We start from the raw sequence: 26,185 nt of genomic DNA, 5'->3' as shown, positions 1-26,185 counted from the left end.
CTCCGTTCAATTGGCTGGTAATTAAGTCTGAAATGGTTAAAAATGGGCTATTTTAGGTCATATGCGGCCTAATGTGCTTGTTCGCGCCAAAGTAGTGTTGACAGGCGACTCACCCGTGACGTATATCACAGATGTAGCGTGAATTGCCGCTTAGGGATCTAAGCAGTGCGGCACTAATAACCATAAAACAATTCAGGCAGCCGATTATGAAAATCAAAATGCTTTTTGCGCCTTTTGTACTACTTTGGGCTGGTAGCACTCTTGCAGATGGTGACTTTCCCAGCTACTTAAATGAAAAGTACTGTAACGACATTAAACTCGACTTCATAACCACTTCCATTAAAAGCCTGCAATCCTACCGGGACAAACAGCTCGAAAGCCAGCACCGTGGCGGCATGAACAACATCCGCAAATATCTCGACCAACGCGAGGAGTGGCTAAAAGAGTGTGATCAATACCTTAGCCAAACCCAGAATGGACGCGTGTTTCAGGATGAGCCCACCACCAAATCCATCTTCGATGCGATGGATGCGGTCACTTCGGAATTGAACTCGCTGATCAGCGGTGTCACCTACTCTGTGGATTCAGGGGGCAAGCCCACCGACGTGGCAGCTGAGAAATTCGATCATCTGTTCAAGCTGGTCGATGATCATCAGACCATGATGCTGCTCAAAGGTCAGGTGGTGTATCGATAAGATGCCGCAGGTAGGTACTTGAGAGAGAACTCACAAAAAAGGCGCAGATTGCGCCTTTTTCTTCTTTATAAAGATCATTATCCCTATCTAATGCCCCCATTTACAAAAGTAAGAATCCTCTTGTAAATCAAAACCTGACTTCAGGCAGGCGCATCCCCTGACGGCTTTTTCTTCAAAGACAGAGTTGCCCGCTTGGGCTTGTTGACCGGGGGAATATAGGCAGGCTTTTTCGCCGCAGGCTTGGGCTGTCGGCTATTCTTAGCTTCCCGGGTAATCGCTTCAACACCCAGACGCACCAAGCGCACCTGATCAATACTGCTCAAGCCTTTTGGAAATTTTCCCGGGTGTACGGCGCTTGGATCTCTGGGGTTTCCTTCAATCTCCAATCGAAATCCACTTTCATGCGTAGCGCTGAGGCTCTTTAAATCAACGGTCCAGGCTTCTAAATTCATTACTTCTCTACAACTAATCAGACTTAATCACAATATGTCAGGCTGGAACAACCAAGCCTGTTAATAGCGACGTACTTGGTGGCACCGGTTGATTTAACACCAACTCCAATTCATAGATAAATCTATATATACGGTTTATTTGTACGACTTTGGCGTCAGATTACACCATTAAATGGGACGTCAGTACAGCTTTAGAGTTCAAATAAACCGAAATATACTGCGGTTTCCATCATACGTAATGTGCCTGGTATCGGACATCAACAGCCAGAGTTTTTGCGATCAAGACCTCATCATAGAGCACTAACAGTCAACACCCTGGCGGAATCAGCCAAAGTGAATCTTTCTCCCAACTGAAAAGGTAATGTGATCGCAGCGGTGCGGCTAGGCTTTTTCGGAGGTCGAAGACTGACGCTCTGGTGGCAAGGCACCAATGTGAACCTCATTGCGTTGACGAGCCAACTCCATTTGCTTCTGACGCTCCATAAATCTCGCCCGTTGCTCAGGAGTTTGTGTGTCATGACAACGCGGGCAGGTCACCCCTTCGATGTACTTTTCAGACTGTTTGTCCGCGTCAGTAATAGGCTCACGACATCCATGACAAAGGTCATAGCTGCCTGGCTGCAAATCGTGGTCGACACTGACACGATTATCGAAAACATAGCACTCGCCATCCCAAAGACTCTCCTCAGACGGAACATCCTCCAGGTATTGCAGGATACCGCCATGCAGGTGGTAGACCTCTTCAAAGCCCTGCTCTTTCATATACGCAGTAGACTTTTCACAGCGGATGCCGCCAGTACAGAACATCGCGACCTTCTTATGCTTGGCCGGATCCATATTCTCTGCGACATACTGAGGGAACTCACGAAACGATTTGGTATTCGGGTTAATGGCCCCCTTGAAACTGCCCAGTTCGTATTCGTAGTCATTGCGGGTATCCACCACTACGACCTCGGGATCAGAAATCAACTCGTTCCAGTCCTTTGGGGCAACATAGGTTCCCACCACGCGACGGGGATCAATGCCCTCAACCCCCATGGTGACAATCTCTTTCTTCAGTTTTACCTTCATGCGGTAAAACGGCATTTCGACGTCGAGAGACTCTTTATGACTCAACTCTTTTAATCGTTCATCGGCTTTCAGGTAATTCAATACACTGTCGATGCCTTCCCGGGTACCGGCAATAGTGCCGTTAACACCTTCACTGGCCAGTAACAGAGTCCCCTTCACACCGGCCTGCAGGCAGTGCTCAAGTAATGGATCTCGCATCTCCTGATAATCCGGCAGAGACACAAACTTGTAGAGGGCGGCAATAACAAACTGACTCATAGCGTCTAATTAACTCAACTTCGATGAAATAGGCGGACAAACTGCCAGCTCTGCAAGCTGGCCATCAAAAAGGGCGACATTGTAGCCAATTGGTGTTTTTTTGAACACCACCAATTAAGCGCCAACACTCTGATTACTGATCAGCTTTGGAGCCCCCCAGGCATTGAGGTGAATCAGGCGCCATACCAGTAGCCTGCCACTCTTCAGGACTGTAGGTATGCAGGGCCAGCGCATGTACCTCTCCTGCCATTTCGTCAGCGAGAACCTTGTACACCTGCTGATGGCGCGGTACCTGTCGCAAGCCTGCGAAATTCTCACTGACCAAAACCACCTTGAAATGCGACTCAGATCCCGGTGGCACACTGTGCATGTGGCTTTCATTAACCACTTCCAGATGCGCCGGAGAGAAATGTTGTTCGAGTTTTTGGGTGATTGCTGTTTGAATCTTCATAAAGGTGACAACCTTCCTGTATCCGTTTATCGCATTGCGCTCTGGGTAAGCAGGCGATTATACCGGATATCCACCCGATCTTTCTCTCCCGCCCAGGAAAATAGTCGCTCAACAAGTGGTCAATACTTCAAGCTATCCCTTTATCTGCAGGGTGAATTTGCTATTATGGCCGCCTTAACGACCCGCCCGCCGCGAGTTTTACTTCGACCTGCCATAAGATGACTCCCACTCATGCTTGATCTCAACGCCCTGTCACAACTGAACCAGCTGAAAGAATCCATCCGCTCCGATAAAAACCTGGCCGAAGGCACTGTACGTGGCAGTCAGGGGCGATTTGGGTTTGTCACTCTGGATGACGGCAGAGAAGCTTTTCTGGCTCCCGATGAGATGGCTCGGGTTCTGCCCGGCGATCGGGTGGAAGTGAGCGTGACGGAGAAGAAAGACAATCCGGACAGCAATAAGATCGAGGTAGAACTCGATAAACTGCTCAGCTCCACCACCAAGACGTTGATCGGTCAGTATCTTGTCCGCGGCAAGGGTCACTTTATTGCCATCGACATGCCACAACTGAACCGCTGGATTTTTTTGCCACCCAAAGCGCGGGGCAAGGCGAAGGAAGGCGACTTCCTGGTCTGTCGTTTAACGCGTCACCCTTTCGAAGACGGCAAAGGCCAGGCCAAAGTTGTCGAAATTCTTGGGAAGCCCGGCGATGCGGGCATAGAACACAAAGTTGTTTGTCATAAACACAACCTGCCAACCCAGTGGAACAAGGAAGAGCAAGCACAACTGGATACCATTTGCCAGCAGCCTCTGACTGCTCTCAGTGATTACGACTCCAGGGCCAAGGTTCAGGAAACGCTGTTTGTCACCATTGATTCGGCCACCACAAAGGACATGGACGATGCCCTGTCAGTGGAAGCCAATGACCAGGGCTGGTTACTGAAAGTGGCCATTGCTGACCCAACCTCCTCCATTCCGAAGGGGTCTGCACTGGACAAGGCGGCCCATAAACGTGCGAATACTGCCTATTTACCCGGTCAGGCCATTACCATGCTGCCTGAAGAGCTGTCTCACAATGCCTATTCACTGATGCCAGGTGAAGACCGCCCTGCACTGCTGTGCCAGATGCAAATCAGTCAGAGCGGTTCCATTGACAGCACACAGTTTGAGTTTGCCATTGTCCGATCTGCCCATAAGCTCAGTTATGAAACTGTGGCGGCTTTCCTTGAAAACGATCAACAAGACGCCGTTCCTGAAGACAGTCACGCGCTGTTAAAGGTTTTGCTGGAGTGCAGTCAGGCTCTGAACAATTATCGTCGTGAACACATGCTGTTGATGGAAGAGCGTGACGACTACGATCTGATCTTAAACGATCAAAAGCATATTGCTGACATAAAGCGTCAGAGCCGCAATCTGGCACAACAAATTGTTGAAGAATCCATGCTGGCAACCAATCGCTCAGCGGGTGATTTTTTTGCCAGCCATGCCAACAGCGGTATCTACTCTTCGCATAAAGGGTTCCGCAGTGAACGTCTGGACAATATCCGCAAAGTTATCGCCGAGGACTTCCCCGAGCTCGCCGAACTGGACCTGCTCAGTCTCAACGGCTACCGCGAGCTGATTAATGCCCTGCACCACAAGCCTGAAGCTGCACCACAATTGGCTGCCTTCCGTCTTATGCTGCAAGCGGGTGTATTAACGACCGAAGCTTCGCCACATCTGGGATTGGCCATGCAGCATTACACAACGGTGACCTCCCCGATTCGACGCTACAACGACTTTTACAATCACCGCGCCTTGAGAACTATTCTGGAGGGTGGAGACGCCTCAAAAATTGCGCCTTCCGAAGAAGAATTAAACGAGATGCAAAAGCGGATTGGCACCACACGTGCAGCCAGCCGCGATCTGGAACAGTGGTTATACTGCCTGTTTGTGGAAGAGTTTAAACAGAAACACCCTGAGCAAGTACTGAATGCCACGGTATTTCGCGTAACGTCACAGGGCGTTACTGTCAAACTGACGGATTGGGGCATTAACGGATTTGTGAAGCTCGATCCCAAAGCCTTCAAATTTGACCCGGATCGCATGACACTGAAGGGAGAGGAACAAAACTTCGTACTGGACCAGCCTATGCAGGTTCTGATTGATCGGGTTGATCTCGACAAAAAGCGGATTAATTTCAAGCTGGCGTAACCCTGTCCCCCTAAAAATAAAGGCAGGTAGAACCTGCCTTTATTTTTTAACGCCAATGACTCTGAATTTGAAACACTCTTAATCCAGATGTCCCAGCCTGACTCAAGGCGCGGAGAGCACCTCCCTCACGTGAGGCTCCATTTTTGTCAGCCCCCACTGCTTGCCAGTCTCAACCGCCTGTTCCACCCCCACGTTATTTAACTTCCCTTCACGGACAGCAATCACGGCTCCGATGCGATTACCACTGGCACAGTGCACCAGAGTGGGCTCACCGTTGCTATTTTTCAACAATTGATCCAGAGCAGCGGCGTTGTCGGTATTCAGGTCAGCTGCGGACGCAATAGGCAGGACCGAGTAAGTCATCCCCTGAGACTCAACGAACTGCTGCTCGTCCCAATCCATCTCGGAATCAGGGCGAAGATTGATAATGTGCTTGATGCCGGCATCAGCCATGGCCTGCAATTCTTCTTTTGATGGCTGACCACTGGTGTAAACACCAGGCTCCGGGTTCATCAGATTGATCGCATTAATATTCATCAAAGTGTTTGTCTCCACATCGGTTTTCGAAATATTTGTCATCTCAGGGGCATTGGATCTTTCAGCGGCCAATGCCGTATTGCATGACAAGGTTATGCAGCTAAAGAGTAAAGCGGCATACCGCACAGATCGCGGCATAATATTTTTCACGATAATCTCCTTACAGCATGTGAAATGATCAGCTTTTAGCCGGACGCTGAAACAGTTTCATAAGCATGACCACCACACTGCCCAACAGCCACCCCAGAATCAGGGATACCATCATCATACCTGCTTTTGACAACCAAACGGCCACATCGTGCGTTTCAAACCAATGCTCAAAAAAATGAGCCACTGGATGAAAGCCATGCAATAAAATGCCTCCGCCAACCAAAAACATCGCCAGGGTTCCGACCACTGAGAGTGTCTTCATTAACCAGGGACACAATCGCAAAATACTGCGTCCCAGACGGTCAGACAGAGAATCATCCGCCTGATTTTTCTGAATAAGGTATAGCCCCAGATCATCCAGTTTAACAATACCCGCCACAAGACTGTAGACACCGATGGTCATCAGTAGCGCGATGAGAGATACCACAATCATCGCTCCCGTTAACGACATGCTCTGTACGGTTCCCAGCGCAATCACGATAATTTCAGCTGACAGGATAAAATCCGTGCGTATGGCCCCTTTGATTTTTTCTTTCTCATACACCAGCAGCTCTTCCGACGTCATAGTCACCATGGACTTTAAAGTCACCATGGGCTTTGCTGAGTGCTTTTCGGGATCTTCTGCTTTCTCACCCTGAGAATGACGTAAGTGCCAACGATGGGCAATCAGATGCCAGATTTTCTCGGCACACTCGAAGCACAAATAAGCACCCCCCAGCATCAATAAAGGCTGAATCAACCAGGGAATAAACGCCGAAATCAGAAACGCCAAAGGCAAAAGAATGCACTTATTAACAAACGATCCCTTGGCCACAGCCCAGACCACCGGTAATTCGCGCTCTGCCCTGACACCGGTCAGCTGATTGGCATTCAGAGCCAAATCATCCCCGAGCACCCCTGCGGTCTTGCCCGCTGTCACCTTGGTCATTGCTGAAATATCATCCAGCATGCTGGCTATATCATCCAACAACGCCAGTAAACTTGTGCCCGCCATCCTTATCCGTCCGTTTTGTCCATGATTGTTCTGTGGTTATATAACCGCTCTTGGCATATCAACACCGAAACTATACCAGCAGGTTTTAATGAGTCTATAACGTACTGGATATCAATGAGTCTATACACAGTATGCGCTAACGCAGTCAGTTTTATACCTGAACCACAAACAAATGAACCCTCCAGTGGCGAAAGCTGACCAGATTCCTTAAGATGGCGCCACCTCAGGCTTTCAGCCGTCATCGTCGATTTTTCTGCCATGCCATCACCCTCAAGCCACAGCGACAACACCATCCCCAAGCTACCCTATCTGGGAGCACGCCTGCGCTCACTGTATCAGTGGATTGAGGCCGCTCAGCAGACCGGGGCATACGATGAAATCTGGGACTGCTGCTGTGATCACGGCTATTTAGGCATCAAGATACTCGCCAGAGAGCTCTGCCAACGGGTACATTTTGTTGATCAGATCCCGCACTTGATCACAAACCTGCAACAGCGCTTGTCCTATTACCCTACCGGGCGCTACCAGACGCTGGCCGCCGATGCCAGCCAGTTGCGATTTTCTGATCAGCAGCGTCACCTGATTATTATTGCCGGTGTGGGCGGTGAAAACAGTGTCGAGATCCTTCGGCAAATACTTCCCCAGCATCCAGAGCAATCACTGGACTTTTTATTTTGCCCGGCGACAACCCAGTTTGATCTGCGCGAATATCTTCATGAGCAACGCTTCGCGCTGCTGCACGAAACCATGGTGACCGAAAAAGGCCGGGATTACGAAGTGATAGGCGCACGCTGGAATTCTGAATCCAGTGATTTGCCACAGGTATCCAAGACCGGGAATCACTGGGATTTAACCAACGATGTACACCATCGCTACTTGACGAAATTGATTAAACATTATCAGCGGCGTACGCTGGGTGACAAAGCGTCAGAGGCACAACGCATACTGGATATTTACCAGGCAACGTGGAACAACCTCACCTGCCCATAAGCTTCTGGCCTACCCTGCTCCTACATTCGATAATGTTTTTTGTGAATTTACTTTCTTGTGTTAAAGGACAGCTTATATGAACAGTCAGCAACGACTATTCTCTCGCTTTGTGACTCATCTCCCCGAAGGCCAGTTAACCTGGATAGGACTGAGACCCGAGCGTAAAGCCGAGATGAAAACTGTTGATACCGTTCAGGCACTGGAAGGTTTAGGGCTGGAGGGTGATCACCGCACAGAAAAGACTCCGGGGTCCGCTCGTCAGGTGACCATCATCAGTGAAGAGTTTATCCAGCAAACCGCGCACTTTTTGAAGCGTGAGACCGCTATTGATCCCCAATTGCTACGCCGCAATCTGGTGGTAAAGAACATCAATCTCAACGCCCTGCGTTACCAGAAATTTCAGATTGGGGATGCCATCTTCGAAGCCACAGCCCTGTGCCACCCCTGTGTGCGAATGGAACATGCACTGGGAAAAGGCGGACTGGCCGCCATGCTCGGTCACGGAGGCCTGTGTTGCAAAGTCCTGCAAACCGGACAAATCAACGTGGGAGATAGCGTGAGTCTGTTCACTCCACAGATGAAACTTTTATAGCCGGTGAATCCAGAAAAGCCGCTGCGGATCTTGCATGCTGTCGATCCACCTCAAACTCCATAGTAGCTTCAGCCCGCTGCAAGACGTTATGCGCGTATTTAACCGCGACCTCTCTCATGGTTTGATCACCGGCCAGAATTAATGATTCAAAGGTCTTTAGTATCCACGTGACCACTTCAATATGCCCTGCACCATCGCGGCAAATTGCACCAAAAGCGTCATCAAACAAATCATCCATCGAGAGATTCGGCATAGACAATCGATTGTACTTTATGTCCACTGAAGCGGTGTTTTGATCGGATTCCTTAACAGAATGGACTTTGCCCTTTGATGAGCCTTCCCATTCCGAAGAACCATTTGATTCACACAAGAGACTGAATAATCGAATAAAACTGCCAATCACATTGATGGCCGTACCGGGATCATTAATCCCAGGCGACAGGGCCCGACTACCGATTTCAGATAACACCACCAGACCAAACCGGGGATCATCATCAAACGTCCGGTTTCTGCCAATCAGGAAAGTGTTTGCCACTTCAGACAAATCCGGAGTTAGATCCTTTTCAGTCATTTCAGATCGAGAGACAAAAGCCAATGGTCGCCCCGGCGAAGCAAAGGTGCCGGGAAGTGCAGCTATTTCGATTTGCACCTTCGCCTCCTCCGCCAAAGACTGAAGCGCAGGCAAATCAATGCGCGTCACATAACCTATGGTATGACCATAAACCGCCTGAGCATTGTCCAACCGAGGCTGGACGGATTCACACCCCAGAGTTGGCGCCGCCATAAACTGCTGAAGAGCCGAAGCTGTTGCCTGTTCCACTTTTTCAATGGTTGAGCCCATTCGCCCCAATCTGGCAATACGATCAACCCAACGAACAAACATCAATATCACGACGGTAAAGACGAACAGCGTGAGCGCAAATAAAGCAAAACGGCCACCGCTATCGTAATAACTGTTTTGCAAGACAATCAACGCCACAATGCTGTAGATAAAGGCACCAACAAACGCGGATAGCGCATTTTGGGAAACGTCATCGGCGACCACTAAAGCAAAGGATCGAGGCGTCGCCGTATTGCTGGCTGAGGCATAGGCGGTCACCATTGAGCCAACTGCGAAAGTTGCAATCACCAGCATGCTCGAGGCAATGATGCTTAACAGCGTTTCCAGAGAATCGATTGAGATATCGGGGGCGATATCTTTCAGGTATGTATTATCTGCCGCCCTGGCCAAAAACGCTGCCGCAACGGACAGCACGCACATCAAGAGTGGTTTTACCCACAACCGTTCACGTATTCGATTAGCAATAAAACATAAACGCTCATACATTGACGTGTTTTCCATTTCGAAGTGAGAGACGCAAATGAACAGCTTTGAATGACAGCCTGTACAACATCAGGCTAGTCAAACTTGCCTGAAAAAACCTGATTTTCTCCTTCCGACCATACGACCTTGCGAAAAAGGATGAAAAAAGCGACAAGCCGGACGGGTTTAGGCGTTTCAGCCAGATCAAATACAGGTTCTATACCCCGTAGCCCAATGAACGCCCTCAACTAGAATTAATCGTTCTTAGGGGAACCAAAGCCAGTGAAATAAACTCTAACATTCCTACTTTTGACTTGGGGACTTCCCGTTGACACTTGGCAACCTTGCGAACCTGACGTGCATTTCCTTATTCAGCCTGATAGGTCTGACAAGCTGCACCGTGACGGATTCCAATACAGCAGCCTTGCTGGAGCCACCTGTACCTGCAATAAACTCTTTGGAGATGGCTGCAGCCAGTTCAAACACCCCTCTGACCAGATTCATCTCCGACGAGCGGGCCGGTCTTACTGATCTTGAAGTAACGCCTGACAGTTGTATTGCGCGCCTTGAGCAAAGCCAGCATCAATCCTACCCCGATCATTACGCGTTGCCTGACGAAGTGTCTCTGGTCAGCTGGAATATCTACAAGGCTCAACACCAGAATCTTGCCAGTGACCTAGCCCACTTGAATTCGTCGACAGACATCCTGTTATTGCAAGAGGCGCTGCTCAATGAAGACCTGGTCAATCTGAAACCGTTTTGGCGCTTTGCTCCAGGTTACAAAAGTGGCGAGCTGCAATCGGGGGTATTGACGTTAAGCCGCTGGCCGGCAACCGTGCACTGCCATTTTGCCCATGTGGAACCCTGGTTACGCACCCCCAAAGCCACCAATGTCGTTGAGTACCTCATGCATGATGGCCAACGTCTTTTAGCCATCAATTTGCACGCGATCAACTTCTCTTTTGGACTGGAGGATTACCGCAAGCAACTGGACGATGCCATTGCCATTATTGAGCACCACAAAGGCCCTGTGGTGTTTGCCGGCGATCTGAATAGCTGGAGTTTAAGACGGGGCAAGTTACTGGACGAAAGACTAAAGTCGGTAGGTCTGGAAGCCGCCACATTCAATCAGGACAACCGTACCCGCTTCTGGGGACAGCCACTGGACTCTGTCTGGGTCCGGGGTATCAACATCAACAGTACAGAAGTGCCCGTATCGTCCAGCTCTGATCACAACCCCATACTGGTGAGTTTTAACATGAACCACTCCCCGGTCCCTGAAGACTCCGCCAGATCAGTCAATACGATTGCCAGTGTTCAACCTGACAATGCCAACTCGCAGGAGGATTCATTCAATGTTATCGAAAATTAATCCCTTGCCAGTTTTTTTCTTTATTGCCGCCATGATGATCAGCACGGTTGCCTCTGCTGATGCTCCAAAAACTCAGGCCGAACAGGAAATTCATTATCTGCTGCAATACGTTGCCACCAGCGGAGCCACTTTTATTCGTAACGGTGACAAGCACTCAGCCGAGGACGCAGCGGACCATATGGCGATGAAATACCGCCGGGCATCGCGTTACGCCAAAACCGCTGAAGACTTCATAGACAACCTGGCCAGTAAAAGCTCCTTCAGCGGCAAAGCCTACACTGTGGTGACTGCAGACGGTCAAAACCTGACATCCAGGGACTGGCTGTATTCAGCACTTGAGGATTACAGGCAAAACCGAACCGCCAGCACAGCGGACTGAATTATCGGGACGTCACCTGGAACTCCCCGACGAGGGACCCCAGTTTCTGTGCCGTGTTTTTCACCAACCAGGATCGCTCTTGCAAAACTGCAATAGAATGATGCATTTGTTCCGCAGAAGCTCCAACGCTGTGGACGGTCTCACCGTGGCTCTGGCTGTTCTTGTCCAACTGCTGAATGGTCGAGAACATCGTTTCCACCAGACGATGTAACTCCGTATTCTCAGTTGACGTTTCCTCGGTTTTCTTCAAGCTGATATCCACATCATTCACCCCGGACTCCATAAACGTCACGGCGGAATTGGTTTCCTCCTGCATGCCTTCAATCATGGTTTTGATTTGTTCGGCAGCGCCAGCGGTTTTCGAAGCCAGCCCTCTGACTTCCTCTGCAACCACCGAAAAGCCCCGTCCGTGCTCTCCTGCTCTGGCAGCCTCGATAGCGGCATTAAGGGCCAACAGATTGGTCTGATTGGTAATCTCGGAGATGACGTTAATGATGTTACTGATTTCTGCCGTTCGGCTGTGCAAGGATTGGATCGTACTGGCCGAAGTCTGCACCACATCCCGAATCGCATGCGTTCCCTGACGGGCGGTCTCGAACTGCTCGCGGGCGGCACTGACGACATCCTCCATAGCCTGCTTCAAATCGACGGCAGTAGTAGAAGCCTGGCCGATATCAGCCACTTGAGCTTCCACCAGATCCAGCATGGTTTTCATCGCGCGGGTAACTTCTGTCGACGCCTGATATGCCTCATCCTGCGTATCGAGCATGACATTATTGGTTTGGCTGACATTGTGACTGGCGGAAATCACCTCTCCCACCACGCCATCCAGATTATCGATAAAACTGTTGATCCAACGGCCCATATCCCCGGTTTCATCAGCCGCCATATTTTGCGTATCCAGACGTTGACGTAAATTCCCTTCGCCCTCGGCAATAGTCCGGATAACTTCGGTCATTTCCGTTAATCGCGAAGCCAGTTTATTGGTGTTGAACTTCTTGAATAACCAGGCAATCAAACCCACGGCGGCAAGGCTTGCCCCATCAATGGCCAGCTGCGGTAGATCGGTAAATCGGTGCAATGCACTGTTGATACCCAGCAGGCCCACCGACGAAAGCACAAACCCTTTCATCAAACCGAGATTCACAGAGCGGCGGCGGTACACCTCCTCCAGATCACCTTCACACATCATCCCCCAGCGGTCGGGGGAGCCTTTTAACTGGAAGGTGAGCCCTTTGCCGATCACGGGTATGTGGCGATAATCGGAGTACCCCGGATAGGTGATAAACAGGTTTTCACCCTTCCTGATCGTTTCCCTGATACCCGGGTGCAATTGCCCGGTGGCAGGATCGGTAAATCTTAATTCCAGCTCCGTATGATTCGAGACCTTGACTCGTCCCCATTGGGTTGTGATGCCGCTTTTCAGGTTTTCCCCATGGGAGAAGGTATCGTCTTCAAAACGGGAACGAGAAAGCGCAGTACCCACCTGAATAGCCGGATCAAAGTTGGAATGCACCATGAAGATGTAATTGTCACCGGATTCCGGGTAAATATGCCCCGCCTCTCGCTGAATAAGATCACCAATGACATCGTTGGGCACACGTCCACAAACAGCACCTACCGAGACACCACCCTGAATAATCGGCTGGTAAAACATGAGTGTCACAGCGTCATGAAAACGGGAACTGGACGCACCAATATCGAGCGTATTTCTGTCCACATAAGGACCATGCAGAAACGGTTTATTCACCCCTTCACTCACAGCCTTGCCAGACAGATCCGTGGCATTGATTCTATGTTGATAGGTAGAGTCCGTAACCTTGCCGGAGACATCGATGAGAAAATACTCGGAAACATCCCCTGCAGCAGTGAGACAATTCTTGAGATAGGAAGGGTTATGTTCCAGTTCACCCTCGGCGATGCGTTGTGCCATCAATTCGAGATCTTCCCACTGGCTGTTAACCCAGCGCTCCAGCAGCTTAACCCTCGTGGCTGCAACCCCTTCAAACGCCTGCTCAACCGAAACATAAGTACTTCTATTGAGGAAACAGGACCAGGACATTGCCAGCTTTCCCGTACCACCAAACCAAGGCAACCAACGGCGCTCAGCAGGACTCAGGTTCATTAACTGGCTTTTTAACATATTCATAAAATCACTCCCTCTTTGCCATCGAGAAAAGCAATTTATGCGCCAAATAACAAAAAGATTGATAAACAGCAAAAACACCCACTGATAAGACTTGCCTATCAGGACCACACCAAAAACCAAGCACCAAATAAATGCGCCATGATGCACCACAACGATCCCGCAAAACCCATATTGGTGCACAACCCAAAATCAGCGACATACGTCCACTCAACAACACTGACCAAAACAGGTTGTGAGCAGATAGCTCAGACACTACAATGGCGGCCTTCCTAAGGGGTGGTTTTAACCTGAGATGCAGTCTGACTGCAGACCCTTTGAACCTGATCCGGACAATGCCGGCGTAGGGATAGGAGCAGCCCAGGGAAGGTAGCAACCTGACAATACGCATTAAATCCGGGTCTCTGACATATTTGGAGACCGACTATGACCACGTTCCGTCCACTCTCACTGGCCTTTGCCAGTGCCCTGTTTGCTTCGACGCCTCAAGCGGCAAGCGAGCAAGACACCCAGTCCGAAGCGCTTTTGCCCTCTGTCACAGTGACAGCAGAATTTCGTGAATCCAACATCAACGACATTCCTTCCAGTATTTCCGTAATTGGTGAGCACGTTATCGAACAGCGCAATGCTCAGCATTTGGAAGAAATCCTGAGCCTGGCTCCAAATGTAAATTACGCCAGCGGCGCTTCTAGAGCCCGGTTTTACCAAATCCGCGGTATCGGTGAGCGCAGTCAATTCGTCGAACCGCTTAATCCTTCTGTAGGCTTAATAATTGATGACATCGATTTCAGCGGCCTCGGAAACGCAGGCACCCTGCTGGACATAGATCAGGTAGAAGTCCTGCGTGGTCCCCAAGGGACTCAATATGGCGCAAACGCACTGGCCGGTCTCATAAATATCAAAAGCCAGGATCCAACGGATACTCCTGAAGCCCGCTTGGAAGCCAGTGTAGCTGAGTATGACACTTACACACTGAGCGCTGTTGTCAGTGGTCCATTAAGCGACTCTTTGAGCTATCGACTGGCGATACAACAACAAGGTAGTGATGGCTATACCGAGAATGATTTCCTGAATCGCGATGACACAAGCGATCGTGATGAACAGATTTTGCGCGGCAAACTACGCTGGAATGCCAGCGACAAACTGACCATTGACACCACCCTGATCTACAGCGATATCGACAATGGCTACGATGACTTTTCTCTGGACAATACGCGCCATACGTTGTCGGATGAACCTGGGCATGATCGCCAGGAAACTACCGCACTGGGTATAAAAGCGACATACGAGATTAACTCCGTGTTCAATGTCGAGATGGTTACCAGCTACGTGAATAGTAATATCGAATATGGGTACGACGAAGATTGGACCTACAGCAACATTTGTGCAGGTCAGCCCTGTGATGGCTGGGAATACAGCAGCTTTGATAATTACATTCGAGATCGCCAAACAGCAACGGTGGACTTTCGGTTAGTGTCTCAAGCAGATGGCCGCTGGTTTAATGAAACTACAGATTGGCTTTTCGGCCTTTACTACCAGGATCAAAGCGAAGATCTGAAACGCGAATACACTTATCAAAGTCAGGACTTTATCAGTGATTACGCTACTGATCGCAGTGCGGTCTACGGACAACTCGAAACTCACCTAAGTGAAAAGCTTACCCTCATTACTGGCTTGCGACTGGAGCGATACACCAGTGACTACCAAGATAATGATGCCGTAGACTTCGACCATGATGAAGACCTGTGGGGTGGTCGAGTCGCACTCCAATATCAACTAAACGATAACGGCATGATCTACAGTTTGGTATCGCGAGGTTTTAAAACTGGAGGTATTAACAGTAACCCTGCGCTTCCCGAAAGTCGCCGCAGCTATGACACCGAACACATGCTGAACTATGAGCTTGGCACCAAATGGAGCTTACTCGACAACACACTTCAAACTCAGATTGCACTGTTTTACCAGCTGCGTGACGAAGTTCAGGTAAAACAATCCATCCTGATTACAAACAGTGACCTCTCAACAGAGTTTATCGATTCCTTTGATAACGCGGCCAAGGGCAATAACTATGGTTTGGAAGCACAAATTCAATGGAGAGCCAGCGATCATTGGCAATTTGAAGGCAGTCTGGGCCTCCTGGATACTGAACTCAAAGATTTTGTTAATGCTGAAGGTGACGACCTGGACGGACGAGAACAGGCTCATGCACCCGACTATCAGTTCAGTCTGGCCAGCACCTATTACTTTACTGATAAGCTCAGTGCGCGCCTGGAAGTCGAAGGCAAAGATAGCTTTTACTTTTCTGACAGCCACGAAGAACGTTCTGATTCCTACGAACTCTGGAACGCCAACCTGACTTATACCGAAGCCAACTGGCAAGTGGCCCTGTGGGGTCGTAACCTTTTAGACGAAGAGTATCAAGTACGAGGTTTCAGCTTCCCCAACGACCCTCGAAAATTCTATATCACCGAACCTTACTATCAGTACGGTGAACCTCGCATTATAGGTGTTAGAGGCAGCTACAGTTTCTAATCAATGAGGCCAAGAATTTTATAAGTCTCACATCACGAGGAACGCTGCGATCCATTACTGGCACTTAACAAAATGCTTTAGTGACAACAATGGATTGCCGCGCTGCACTCGCAATGACGTATAATTGAAATCAGCTATCGTTATTTCAGCAGCCCGAGAATAAGGATCAACATGAAAGTCAGTGTCGACATCAGTCTTTACCCCAATCAGGAAGACTTTATCCCACCCATTAAGGACTTTATTGATCAATTGAATCAGCATACTGACATTCAGGTTCAAACCTTCCCCACCTCAACCGTGGTAATGGGAGATTTCGATCGGGTTATGGATATTTTAAAAGTCGAAATGAAAGCCCATCGTGAAAAACATGGAATGGGTGTGTTTGTCACCAAGTTTCTGCCTGCTTACGAGGCACTGTAAATGCAGGATCTGCAAGATTCCATCATTGCCGCATGGCAAGCCATGTCTGGCTGGGAAATGATTGCGGTAATCCTTGCGGTTGCCTACTTGTTGCTGGCCATGAAAGAAAGCCTGTGGTGCTGGTATGCCGCCTTTGTCAGTACACTGATCTTCACTGTATTGTTTTGGGATGCGAGCCTGCTGATGGAATCCGGCTTGCAAATCTATTACCTCGGCATGGCGGTTTATGGGTGGTATGCCTGGAAATATGGAACAAAAGACCATGAAGGAGTTCAGATCCACACATGGAGCCCCGGCAAACATGGGATGGCTTTGGCAGGAACACTATTAGCCGCAGCATGCAGTGGTTATCTGCTTGAACAAAATACCAACGCAGCCTGGCCTTACGTTGACTCCTTTACCACCTGGGGCAGCATTCTCACCACTTACATGGTCACCCGGAAAGTACTTGAGAACTGGCTTTACTGGCTGGTGATTGACGGCATATCCATCTTTTTATATTGGGATCGCGGCCTGTATCTGACAGCGTTATTATTTGTTGCCTATCTGGTCATTTGCACCTTTGGCTTTTTCAATTGGCAAAAACAATTGCGTGCAAGCCAGCATCTTCAAGATCCGGATCTGGCTGTTAGCAATGGCTGATCACGCCACTGACAAGGCAAGGGAAAGCTTGCAACAAGCGCTGGCATCATGGCCTCAATGGTCTGCATCACTCGTTGAAAAGCCACGCCTGATAAACGCCTTGAATAACGGCCTCAGTCACAGCACCTACCTCGTTAGCAGTAATGCCGATCACTTTGCCCTGCGTGTCGAAAGCCCCGAGAGCCGTGCTCTGGCCATGAGCAAAAACCAGGAAATCGCGCTGATGGAATCTGCCGGTTCACTGGCACCAGAGATTGTCTGGAGTGATCATAGGACACTGGTCACGCGATTTATACACGGCGCAACCTGGCAACCACTGGAGAAGCTGGAAGTCCTTTGTCAGTCACTTCATCAGTTACATCGAACACACTCAAAAGTCGCCAGATTTGACTTGCTTTTACACTGCGACCAATACTGGCAAAATATTCACAAACTGTTCACTGTGAAAAAACACACCACTGAGCTGTTTGAACAATGTCGGGCTCACCTCCAGCAAACCCTGCAACAATATCCCGAGCAATGCCTCTGCCATAACGATTTGAATCCGGACAACATCCTGCAGCAGGAAGATCGTTTTGTATTTCTGGACTGGGAATACGCCTGCAACAACTCGCCCTACTTTGAGTTGGCCACGATCGTTGAGTTCTATGCACTTTCCGACCTTCAGACAAGACAGCTCTCCAGTTGCTACTGGCAAGGCATAAACACTGAGCAACACCTAACCGCTTTGCAGGATTTTCGTGTTGTGGTTCGTTTTACCGAATGGCTTTGGCTGACACTTAAAGAATCCGAACTTACCGGTCTTTGTGAGAGCAAGCTGCAAACCCTCTTAGAACAACAAGGCAAGTCGTAGAAAGCTTATGATTAGCATCGGGCATCAAGACTTGTCTTTCTGAGAACTTTTTAACCAAAACATGACAATTCAAGAACTCCCCCTTGCACCCATATTCAATCCCCGTTAATCTGCTCGTCACTTGTCGGGGTGCCAGAGTGTTTTAATCAACATTCCAGGCTGAGATCAAAAGAAACCCGCTGTACCTGATCAGGTTAGCACCTGCGTAGGAATCAAGTCGTCCGCTAGGCATGTTAAGTGTGTGATATTCATAGAAACACCACTTAGTTATAGAAACACCCGTTAGTTTCTAAAGTCTGTACCCGAGCTGTTCTTACAGCGACAGACCCGCCTTCAGCACAACCTGGTTTCTCCAGGCATCAATATCAGGCAGCCCCCGACGATCATTGAATCCACTCAGGGAAATCACAGCCATGACTAGCGCCACAACCGATAACAACCAAGCTCAGACCAAGCCTCTGGGCTCAAAATTAAGTGAAACTGCAAAGGTTCAAGAGCTTACAACTGCTCCCTTCCCGGCCTCCAAAAAAATTTATATCGAAGGTTCGCGCCCTGATATTCAGGTTCCCATGCGCGAAATTGAGTTGGACCCTACTCACCTGTCTGACGGTTCTCTGGAAGTAAACCCTTCGATCCGCATTTACGACACCTCCGGCCCCTATACCGATCCCAATATCGACGTTGACGTGCGTAAAGGGCTTCCAAAAATGCGCCAGAACTGGATTCTGGAGCGCGACGACACCGAAGTTCTGAAAAACCCAAGTTCCAAATACACTCAAATTCGCGAACAAAATATCGCTCTGGAAAATCTGCGCTTCGACGGTACTCACGAACCACGCATTGCCAAAGCCGGAAAAAATGTGAGTCAAATGCACTACGCCCGCCAAGGCATCATTACTCCGGAAATGGAATACATTGCCATCCGGGAAAACATTGCCCGCGCTCAGATTAATCAAGACGAGGTCATCAAGCATCAGCATCCCGGTCAGACCTGGGGCGCTAATGTGACTCAGGAAATCACGCCGGAATTCGTTCGCAAAGAAGTGGCTGAAGGCCGCGCCATTATTCCAGCCAACATCAACCACCCTGAGTTGGAACCCATGATTATTGGGCGCAATTTCCACATCAAGATTAACGGCAATATCGGTAACTCTGCTGTCACCTCGTCCATTGAAGAAGAAGTGGAAAAACTGGTGTGGGGCACCCGCTGGGGTGCCGATACCGTGATGGACTTGTCGACCGGCAAACACATTCATGAAACCCGCGAGTGGATTCTGCGTAACGCGTCTGTACCCATTGGTACCGTACCGATCTATCAGGCGCTGGAAAAAGTAGACGGTGTGGCAGAAGACCTGACCTGGGAAATTTTCCGCGACACATTGATTGAACAGGCCGAGCAAGGGGTGGATTATTTCACCATTCACGCGGGCGTTCTGCTGCGCTATGTACCGATGACCGCCAAGCGTTTGACCGGCATTGTCTCTCGTGGCGGCTCCATCATGGCAAAATGGTGTCTGGCGCATCACAAAGAAAACTTCCTGTACACTCACTTTGAAGACATCTGCGAAATCATGAAAGCGTACGATGTTTCTTTCTCTTTGGGCGATGGCCTGCGTCCTGGCTGTGTTCAGGATGCCAATGACGAAGCCCAGTTCTCTGAACTGCACACGCTGGGTGAACTCACCAAGATTGCCTGGAAGCACGATGTACAGGTCATGATCGAAGGCCCCGGTCACGTCCCCATGCACATGGTGAAAGAGAACATGGACGAGCAGTTGAAGCACTGTCACGAAGCTCCGTTCTACACCTTGGGACCACTGATTACTGATATCAGCCCGGGCTATGACCACTTTTCTTCCGGGATTGGTGCCGCCATGATTGGCTGGTTCGGCTGTGCCATGCTCTGCTATGTCACCCCCAAAGAGCATCTGGGTCTTCCCAATCGCGAAGATGTGAAGCAAGGGATTATCACCTACAAAATTGCCGCCCATGCGGGTGACCTGGCGAAAGGCATGCCCGGCGCCCAGATTCGCGATAACGCCCTGTCGAAAGCCCGTTTTGAGTTCCGCTGGGAAGATCAGTTTAACCTGAGCCTGGATCCGGACACGGCCCGCGCATTCCATGACGAAACCTTGCCGAAGGATTCCGCCAAGGTTGCTCACTTCTGCTCCATGTGTGGTCCAAAGTTTTGCTCCATGAAGATCACTCAGGAAGTTCGCGATTACTCTGCAAAACTGGATTCGGAAGGTCAGGCGGCTAACGCTGCAGAGGAAGCCGAAGAAGGCATGGCGGCCATGTCTCGTCAGTTTAAAGAGCAAGGCAGCGAGCTCTACAAAGAAGTCTGACGTACCGCAGAGACTGAATGCCTATGAAGAAGATCGGAATTGTGGGCGGCGGCCTTTTGGGTCGCCTCAGCAGCTGGCGCTTGTTGCGTGCAGGCTGCGATGTCACCCTGTTTGAAGCAGGTTCGCTGCAGGTTTGTCCTGGCGCGGCTCGCACCGCCGCAGCCATGATTTCACCCCTGTCTGAAGTGGTCGACAGTGAACGTCTTATCTATGATATGGGAATGGCCGGGTTAAAACTCTGGCCAGCCTGGAATCAGCAGCTGGGTCAGCCGATCACCTATTCGGAACAGGGTTCTCTGGTCGTGGCACACACTCAGGACGCCTCGCAACTCACGCAATTTGCTGCCAAGCTGCGTCACCACATCGGCGACGCCGGTGATGCCAGTTATCAATGGCTGGATCAAAAGCAAATAGCCGAGATTGAACGTGATCTCAGCCATTTTCACCGCGCCCTCTATCTTCACACCGAAGCCTGTCTCGACAACCATGCGCTGCTGGATCAGTTACTGTCCGATATTCACGCTCTCGGCGGGCATACCTTTGAATACACGCCCGCTGTTGAAGTGAGTTCACACAAGGTTCAAACAGAAGACCAACGCTTTACATTCGACGAGGTGATTGACTGTCGCGGTGTCGGTGCCAAACCTGACATCCACGATGTGCGTGGCGTGCGAGGAGAAGTGCTTTGGGTGCAAACCCGTGAAGTGCAATTGCAGCGCCCGGTTCGCTTTATGCACCCACGCTACAAACTCTATGTGGTTCCCAAACCCAACCACCAGTTTATTATTGGCGCGACTGAAATTGAATCCGAAGACCTCTCACCCATTAGCCTGCGCTCAAATCTGGAACTGTCCAGCGCACTCTATGCGCTCAATCCGGCGTTTGCCGAAGCACGCATTACCGCTACGGATGTTAATTTACGTCCGTCATTGATGGACAACTTGCCCCGTATCGAAAGATGCAAAGGCTTGCTTCGGGCAAATGGCCTGTATCGTCACGGCTACCTGTTGGCACCGACGGTGGTTGAAACAATCGTCAATGAAGTACTCGACAATGCATCTGCCCCCTACAGCGAGCAGATCATGATCAAAGAGCCTGCCTTATGTTAACTCTGAGTTTGAACAATGAACCCCACACGCTTCCTGAACCCATGAGCCTGAGTCAGGCCATGGAGCACTGGGGGCTGTGTAATGCCATGGCTGCTGCCGCCATTAATGGCGAGTTTGTACCCCGCAGCCAATACACTACTGTGACGCTGCACGATGGTGACACCATCGATATCGTCAAACCCGTCGGAGGAGGCTGAGAATGTCAGTGCAATCACATGCAACATCGACCGATACACCATTCGTTCTCTACGGTGAAACCCTGAGCAGCCGTTTTATTCTGGGGACAGCACTGTATCCGTCACCACAATCCATGCGCGACAGCATCGCTGCCGCTAACACCAGCATGGTGACACTGTCGCTGCGTCGACAAAACCCCAACACCCCGAGCTCTGTCTCTCAGGACAGCAGCCAACAGGATGGGGACACCTTCTGGCAGTACATTCGGGATTCCGGGTGTCGCTTGCTGCCCAATACCGCTGGCTGTAAAACCCCCAGGGAAGCCATCAATCTGGCGGAAATGAGTCGCGAAATATTCAACACCGACTGGCTCAAACTGGAGGTCGTGGGTGACGACTATAATCTGCAACCCTGCCCTTTCGGTCTTGTGGAGGCGGCAGCCGAACTGGTGAAACGAGGCTTTAAAGTTCTGCCCTACACCACAGACGATCTGGTTCTCGGACAAAAACTACTGGACGTTGGCTGCGAAGTACTGATGCCCTGGGGAGCGCCCATCGGCACAGGCCAAGGACTGATGAATCGATACAACCTGAGAACACTGCGGGAACGTCTGCCGGATATTCCACTTATTGTAGATGCAGGCCTTGGAGCTCCGTCTCAAGCTGCCGAGGCCATGGAAATGGGCTACGATGGTATTTTATTAAACACCGCAGTGGCAAAGGCCAATGATCCGATCGGCATGGCTCACGCGTTTGCAAAAGCCATTGAAGCCGGACGTGAAGCCTATCTTTCTGGTTTGATCCACAAAAGCCAAACCGCCAGTCCATCAACCCCAACACTGGGTCAGCCCTTTTGGCATCAAACGTAATGAACACACCCTCTCACTGTCTAAAGAAGCCCGTGGTCTGTTGTATCTCTGCCTCAGACAGCAGTGGCCATGCCGGGCATCAGTGCGACTTGCGGGTTGTGCAGGATTTAGGGACTCATGGCGTTAGCGTCATCAGTGGTCTGACGGCGCAAAACTCCCGGACGATATCACAGGTTGAGATAACGTCTGCGCAAAGTTTTGCCGCTCAAATGTCAGCCCTAACCGATGACATTTCAATTGAGACTGTTAAGGTCGGACTGCTGCTGTCCGCCGATCAGGTCGAGCAAACTGCAGCGTTTGCAGATTCGTTTTCCGGCGACGTAATTGTGGATCCGGTTCTGGCATCGACCACTGGCACAGAGTTTAATTCTGCCGAATTGTTAAACGCCTACCCCGCCCTGTTGGCTTCGACATCCCTGCTTACCCCCAATATTCCCGAAGCGGAGAAGCTGCTGGGCACAGTACTTAACACCGACGAGGACGTAATCGCGGCAACAATACAACTGCGTAACATGGGCGCAAAGGCGGTTTTGCTCAAAGGCGGTCATAGAGGCCAAAGTCCAGATAACCGGTATGTCTACGATTACTTTGACGATGGCGAACACCAATTCTGGTTGCGACAAACCAGACTGGAATCAGTCAATACCCGCGGAACGGGTTGCGCTCTGGCATCTGCCATTGCCAGCTTTGTCGCACAGGGAAAACCCATGATGGATGCCGTCGTACTGGCCAATGCTTATGTTCATCAGGGGATTCACTCCGGCTTTGCCATTGGTCAGGGCAACGGCTTATTGGGCAATAAAGGCTGGCCCTCAGATTTTTCTTACTACCCTGCCATTGCCGCATCAATAGATGGCTTTGACCAACCGGCATTTGCCAGTTGCGATACTCAGGCACTGGGTATTTATCCCATCGTCGATTCTCTGGAGTGGCTGGAGCGATTATTAGCACTGGGCATCAAAACAATACAACTGCGTGTAAAAGATATTGATTACAACCATCTGGACTTAATCATCAAACGAGCCGTTGAACTGGGCAAACAATATGACGCTCGACTGTTTATCAATGATTACTGGCAACTGGCTATCAAACATCAGGCTTATGGTGTTCACCTGGGGCAGGAAGACATGGATGAGGCACAACTGCAGGAAATACAACAAAGTGGTCTGCGGTTGGGGTTAAGCTCTCACGGTGAGTACGAATGGCTGAGAGCGGCCAATTTCAAACCCAGCTACATTGCCATGGGATCGGTGTTTCCTACCAAAACCAAAACCGTACACACCATCGGGCTGGATAACCTCAAAGCCTGGAGTCGAGTGCTGGGCCCCCACTTTCCGCTGGTCGCTATTGGAGGCATCACCCGGCAGAATCTGAAAAGTGTGGTGCAATGCGGAGTCGGTTCCGTAGCCGTGGTAAGCGCTATCAGAACCGATCAGCATTACCGGCAAAGCGTCGAGCAATTGCAGGCGGAATTCACATCGGAGTTAGCTCGTTCCCCGATTACGGAGCTGCCGCAAACACCTTGACCGGCACGCCATTCAAAACCGCATTGCCACTCACGGGGTCAAAGCGACCATCATCCGTGAGGTCATTACAGCTAACGCCTTGTTGTTCTGCGGCAATGCTCATGTGCACCCCTTTACGCTTATGCCCCCAACCATGGGGCAAACTGACCACGCCGGGCATCACCTCATCACTGGCTGAAACCGTCGTGGTGACTTCACCCACTCTGGATTGAATGGTCACCAGACTGTTATCAACCAACTGATGCTTTTTCAAATCTTCAGGGTGCATCAACAACTGCCAACGAGGCTTGCCTTTGACCAGCCGCTGAAAATTATGCATCCAGGAATTGTTACTGCGAACGTGACGTCGGCCAATTAATAACAGTTCGTCTGTATCGGTGTCGACACGGGTTTCACGCAGGCGCTGAACATCTGCCAGCAAGTAATCCACATCCATATGTATTCGACCGTCCTCAGTGCACAATCGCTCAGCCAAACCTGACTGCAACGGCCCCAAATCCAGACCATGTGGATATTGCTTCAACACATCCAGCGACAACGCCTGCTCGGCTCCGGCGGCCTTACCATAGTGCCCATGCTGTAAAGCCCTATCAAGCATCAGGTCAGGAGAAGGCAAAGGCTTGAAGTCCAGGTTTTTCAAGGCTGATATACGCGCCGAGAGCTCGTTGTAAATTTCCCAGTCGTGTCGCGTGTCCGCTTCGGGTTCGAACACGGGTTCGTTATAGCGAGTTGTGTTACGAACGGCCAGACGATGAAACGCGATATCGTAGTGATCATGCTCCAGCGGGCCTGTTGGTGGCAAAATGATATCGGCATGGCGGGTGGTTTCATTGATATAGAAATCCACTGCAACCATGAAGTCGAGACTTTCCAGAGCCCTGTCTATCTCATTACCATTAGGGGCAGATAACACAGGATTACCGGCCCGCGTGATCAATGCCCGGACCTGTCCCTCACCCGGAGTTAAAATTTCTTCCGCCAGCACTGAACTGGGGAATTCACCACTGAATTCCGGCAAACCTCTCACACGGGTGTGTCGACGGCCAAAGCTGCCTGCTCCGGATTCTCCCGGCTTGATATAGCCAAACGCAGGAGACGTCACCAGTGCGCCGCCAGGCACATCCAGTGAACCGGTCAGAATATTGATGATCTGAATGGCCCATTGACACAATGAACCGAACGATTGCACGGAAACACCCATACGGCCATAACATACCGCACCATCCGCAGCAGCCATGTCCCTTGCCATCTGCCGTATGGAATTCGCTGCAATGCCGGTTTGCTCGGATGCCATTTCGGCGGTAAATCCCTCAGCTGACTGCCTGACCGCCTCCAGCCCGTCCAATACCGGAGTCAGGTGACCCGTTGTCACCAAATTCTCCTCAAACAACGTATTGATGATCGCCATCAGCAAAAAAGCATCGCTGCCGGGACGGATAAAATGATGCTCATCGGCAATGGCGGCTGTCTCTGTGCGACGAGGGTCGACTACGACAAATTTTCCGCCTCGACGCTGAATCGCTTTCAAACGCTTAGTGACATCGGGCACGGTCATGATGCTGCCATTGGAGGCCAGCGGGTTGCCTCCAATAATCAGCATGTACTGAGTGCGATCAATATCCGGAATCGGAATCAACGCCTGATGGCCATACATGGCGTAGGAGATCAGTTGATGGGGTAACTGATCGAGTGACGTCGCAGAATAGTTGCTCTGGGTTTGCAGGGCTTTTCGCAGAATACCGCCGTGGGTCATACTGCCGTAATTGTGAACATTAGGGTTACCGGAATAGATGGCAACGCTATTATTACCGCTCACCTGCTGAACCCGCACGAGATTTTCCGCCACAGCATCAAAGGCCTCTTCCCAGCTGATCTGCTGCCACCCTCCACCCACTCGCTTGACCGGATGCTTCAGTCGATCCGGGTCAAAGTGTAAATCCTGTAAGGCTGTGGCTTTAGGACAGATATGACCACGACTGAAAGGGTCTTCTTTATCTCCCTTGATGGAGAGTATTTGATCTCCCTGAGTCTTGATTTCAAGACCGCAGATCGCTTCACACAAATGACAGGCTCGATGGTGGGTGATAACTTCAGGCAAACTGGTTGAATCAGTCATGCTTCTCTCCGCTT

At 50.3% G+C, this 26,185-nt stretch carries 23 protein-coding genes and 2 riboswitches; of the genes, 15 read left to right on the top strand and 8 right to left on the bottom strand.

Features of this window, described 5'->3' with window-relative positions; genetic code table 11:
• Positions 1-206 precede the first annotated feature (206 nt).
• On the top strand, positions 207-695 hold the full coding sequence (locus KOI40_RS16735) for a hypothetical protein (protein WP_216098692.1): 489 nt from the start codon (positions 207-209) through the stop codon (positions 693-695).
• 140 nt (positions 696-835) lie between these two features.
• Here the strand turns inward: KOI40_RS16735 and KOI40_RS16730 are convergent, their stop codons facing one another.
• The 3 genes from KOI40_RS16730 to KOI40_RS16720 all read right to left on the bottom strand — a co-directional run bounded on the left by KOI40_RS16730 (position 836) and on the right by KOI40_RS16720 (position 2,927).
• On the bottom strand, positions 836-1,147 hold the full coding sequence (locus KOI40_RS16730; RefSeq protein ID WP_216098691.1) for a hypothetical protein: 312 nt from the start codon (positions 1,145-1,147) through the stop codon (positions 836-838).
• A gap of 381 nt (positions 1,148-1,528) precedes the next feature.
• On the bottom strand, positions 1,529-2,476 hold the full coding sequence (trhO, locus tag KOI40_RS16725) for an oxygen-dependent tRNA uridine(34) hydroxylase TrhO (RefSeq protein WP_216098690.1): 948 nt from the start codon (positions 2,474-2,476) through the stop codon (positions 1,529-1,531).
• A gap of 133 nt (positions 2,477-2,609) precedes the next feature.
• Entirely contained in the window at positions 2,610-2,927 is a 318-nt protein-coding gene (locus tag KOI40_RS16720) for a BolA family protein (RefSeq protein WP_216098689.1), read from the bottom strand.
• Positions 2,928-3,158: 231 nt separating this feature from the next.
• Here KOI40_RS16720 and KOI40_RS16715 point away from each other — a divergent pair, with 231 nt between their 5' ends.
• Positions 3,159-5,120 (top strand): VacB/RNase II family 3'-5' exoribonuclease, encoded by a 1,962-nt coding sequence (locus KOI40_RS16715; RefSeq protein WP_216098688.1) that lies wholly within the window; start codon positions 3,159-3,161, stop codon positions 5,118-5,120.
• A 102-nt stretch (positions 5,121-5,222) separates the two neighbouring features.
• Here KOI40_RS16715 and KOI40_RS16710 read toward each other — a convergent pair whose 3' ends face one another.
• Positions 5,223-5,657, bottom strand: coding sequence for a protein tyrosine phosphatase family protein (locus KOI40_RS16710; protein WP_216098687.1), 435 nt, complete (start codon positions 5,655-5,657; stop codon positions 5,223-5,225).
• 178 nt (positions 5,658-5,835) lie between these two features.
• The gene (locus tag KOI40_RS16705) at positions 5,836-6,801 is read right to left on the bottom strand and encodes a DUF808 domain-containing protein (RefSeq protein ID WP_216098686.1); all 966 of its coding nucleotides are present in this window, start codon (positions 6,799-6,801) and stop codon (positions 5,836-5,838) included.
• A gap of 258 nt (positions 6,802-7,059) precedes the next feature.
• On the opposite strand from KOI40_RS16705, the gene KOI40_RS16700 reads away from it, so the two are divergent.
• Positions 7,060-7,791 (top strand): tRNA (adenine(22)-N(1))-methyltransferase TrmK, encoded by a 732-nt coding sequence (locus tag KOI40_RS16700; protein WP_216098685.1) that lies wholly within the window; start codon positions 7,060-7,062, stop codon positions 7,789-7,791.
• Between the two features lie 76 nt (positions 7,792-7,867).
• Entirely contained in the window at positions 7,868-8,383 is a 516-nt protein-coding gene (locus KOI40_RS16695; protein ID WP_216098684.1) for an MOSC domain-containing protein, read from the top strand.
• On the opposite strand, the gene KOI40_RS16690 is transcribed toward KOI40_RS16695, so the two are convergent.
• Positions 8,358-9,710, bottom strand: coding sequence for a DUF2254 domain-containing protein (locus KOI40_RS16690; protein ID WP_233710350.1), 1,353 nt, complete (start codon positions 9,708-9,710; stop codon positions 8,358-8,360). The genes KOI40_RS16695 and KOI40_RS16690 overlap by 26 nt on opposite strands.
• A 376-nt stretch (positions 9,711-10,086) precedes the next feature.
• Between KOI40_RS16690 and KOI40_RS16685 the strand changes: the two genes are divergently transcribed.
• Positions 10,087-11,058, top strand: coding sequence for an endonuclease/exonuclease/phosphatase family protein (locus tag KOI40_RS16685; RefSeq protein ID WP_369413200.1), 972 nt, complete (start codon positions 10,087-10,089; stop codon positions 11,056-11,058).
• A complete protein-coding gene (locus tag KOI40_RS16680) occupies positions 11,042-11,437 on the top strand; it encodes a DUF5329 family protein (protein ID WP_233710349.1) in 396 nt (131 codons plus the stop codon). The genes KOI40_RS16685 and KOI40_RS16680 overlap by 17 nt, the downstream gene beginning before the upstream one ends.
• 1 nt (position 11,438) lies before the next feature.
• Here KOI40_RS16680 and KOI40_RS16675 read toward each other — a convergent pair whose 3' ends face one another.
• Positions 11,439-13,586 carry a methyl-accepting chemotaxis protein gene (locus KOI40_RS16675; protein WP_216098682.1) on the bottom strand — a complete coding sequence of 716 codons (2,148 nt, stop codon included), beginning with the start codon at positions 13,584-13,586 and terminating at the stop codon, positions 11,439-11,441.
• A gap of 262 nt (positions 13,587-13,848) precedes the next feature.
• Positions 13,849-13,950: riboswitch (TPP riboswitch) on the top strand.
• Positions 13,951-14,009: 59 nt separating this feature from the next.
• On the opposite strand from KOI40_RS16675, the gene KOI40_RS16670 reads away from it, so the two are divergent.
• The 9 genes from KOI40_RS16670 (at position 14,010) to thiE (ending at position 24,055) form a co-directional block, all read left to right on the top strand.
• Positions 14,010-16,115 carry a TonB-dependent receptor gene (locus KOI40_RS16670; protein WP_216098681.1) on the top strand — a complete coding sequence of 702 codons (2,106 nt, stop codon included), beginning with the start codon at positions 14,010-14,012 and terminating at the stop codon, positions 16,113-16,115.
• A 171-nt stretch (positions 16,116-16,286) separates the two neighbouring features.
• Complete coding sequence (locus tag KOI40_RS16665) at positions 16,287-16,535, top strand: YkoF family thiamine/hydroxymethylpyrimidine-binding protein (RefSeq protein WP_216098680.1); 249 nt, start codon at positions 16,287-16,289, stop codon at positions 16,533-16,535.
• The gene (gene pnuC / locus KOI40_RS16660; RefSeq protein ID WP_216098679.1) at positions 16,536-17,177 is read left to right on the top strand and encodes a nicotinamide riboside transporter PnuC; all 642 of its coding nucleotides are present in this window, start codon (positions 16,536-16,538) and stop codon (positions 17,175-17,177) included. It abuts the gene before it with no gap.
• Entirely contained in the window at positions 17,170-18,030 is an 861-nt protein-coding gene (locus KOI40_RS16655; RefSeq protein ID WP_216098678.1) for a phosphotransferase, read from the top strand. The genes pnuC and KOI40_RS16655 overlap by 8 nt, the downstream gene beginning before the upstream one ends.
• A 115-nt stretch (positions 18,031-18,145) precedes the next feature.
• A riboswitch (TPP riboswitch) is annotated at positions 18,146-18,259 on the top strand.
• Between the two features lie 184 nt (positions 18,260-18,443).
• Positions 18,444-20,375, top strand: a complete 1,932-nt coding sequence (gene thiC, locus KOI40_RS16650; protein WP_216098677.1) for a phosphomethylpyrimidine synthase ThiC — start codon at positions 18,444-18,446, stop codon at positions 20,373-20,375.
• Positions 20,376-20,398: 23 nt separating this feature from the next.
• Entirely contained in the window at positions 20,399-21,484 is a 1,086-nt protein-coding gene (locus KOI40_RS16645) for an FAD-dependent oxidoreductase (protein ID WP_233710348.1), read from the top strand.
• Positions 21,478-21,681, top strand: a complete 204-nt coding sequence (gene thiS / locus KOI40_RS16640) for a sulfur carrier protein ThiS (protein WP_216098675.1) — start codon at positions 21,478-21,480, stop codon at positions 21,679-21,681. Before KOI40_RS16645 ends, thiS begins: the two co-directional genes overlap by 7 nt.
• An 8-nt stretch (positions 21,682-21,689) precedes the next feature.
• The gene (locus tag KOI40_RS16635) at positions 21,690-22,529 is read left to right on the top strand and encodes a thiazole synthase (protein WP_439653243.1); all 840 of its coding nucleotides are present in this window, start codon (positions 21,690-21,692) and stop codon (positions 22,527-22,529) included.
• Entirely contained in the window at positions 22,529-24,055 is a 1,527-nt protein-coding gene (thiE, locus tag KOI40_RS16630; RefSeq protein WP_216098673.1) for a thiamine phosphate synthase, read from the top strand. The genes KOI40_RS16635 and thiE overlap by 1 nt, the downstream gene beginning before the upstream one ends.
• Here thiE and KOI40_RS16625 read toward each other — a convergent pair.
• Positions 24,030-26,171, bottom strand: a complete 2,142-nt coding sequence (locus KOI40_RS16625; protein ID WP_216098672.1) for a molybdopterin-dependent oxidoreductase — start codon at positions 26,169-26,171, stop codon at positions 24,030-24,032. The genes thiE and KOI40_RS16625 overlap by 26 nt on opposite strands.
• Positions 26,172-26,185: the final 14 nt, after the last annotated feature.

Source organism: Pseudomaricurvus albidus (assembly GCF_018863235.1).
Lineage (GTDB): Bacteria > Pseudomonadota > Gammaproteobacteria > Pseudomonadales > Cellvibrionaceae > Pseudomaricurvus > Pseudomaricurvus albidus.
This window is presented reverse-complemented; position numbering and strand designations above follow the sequence as displayed.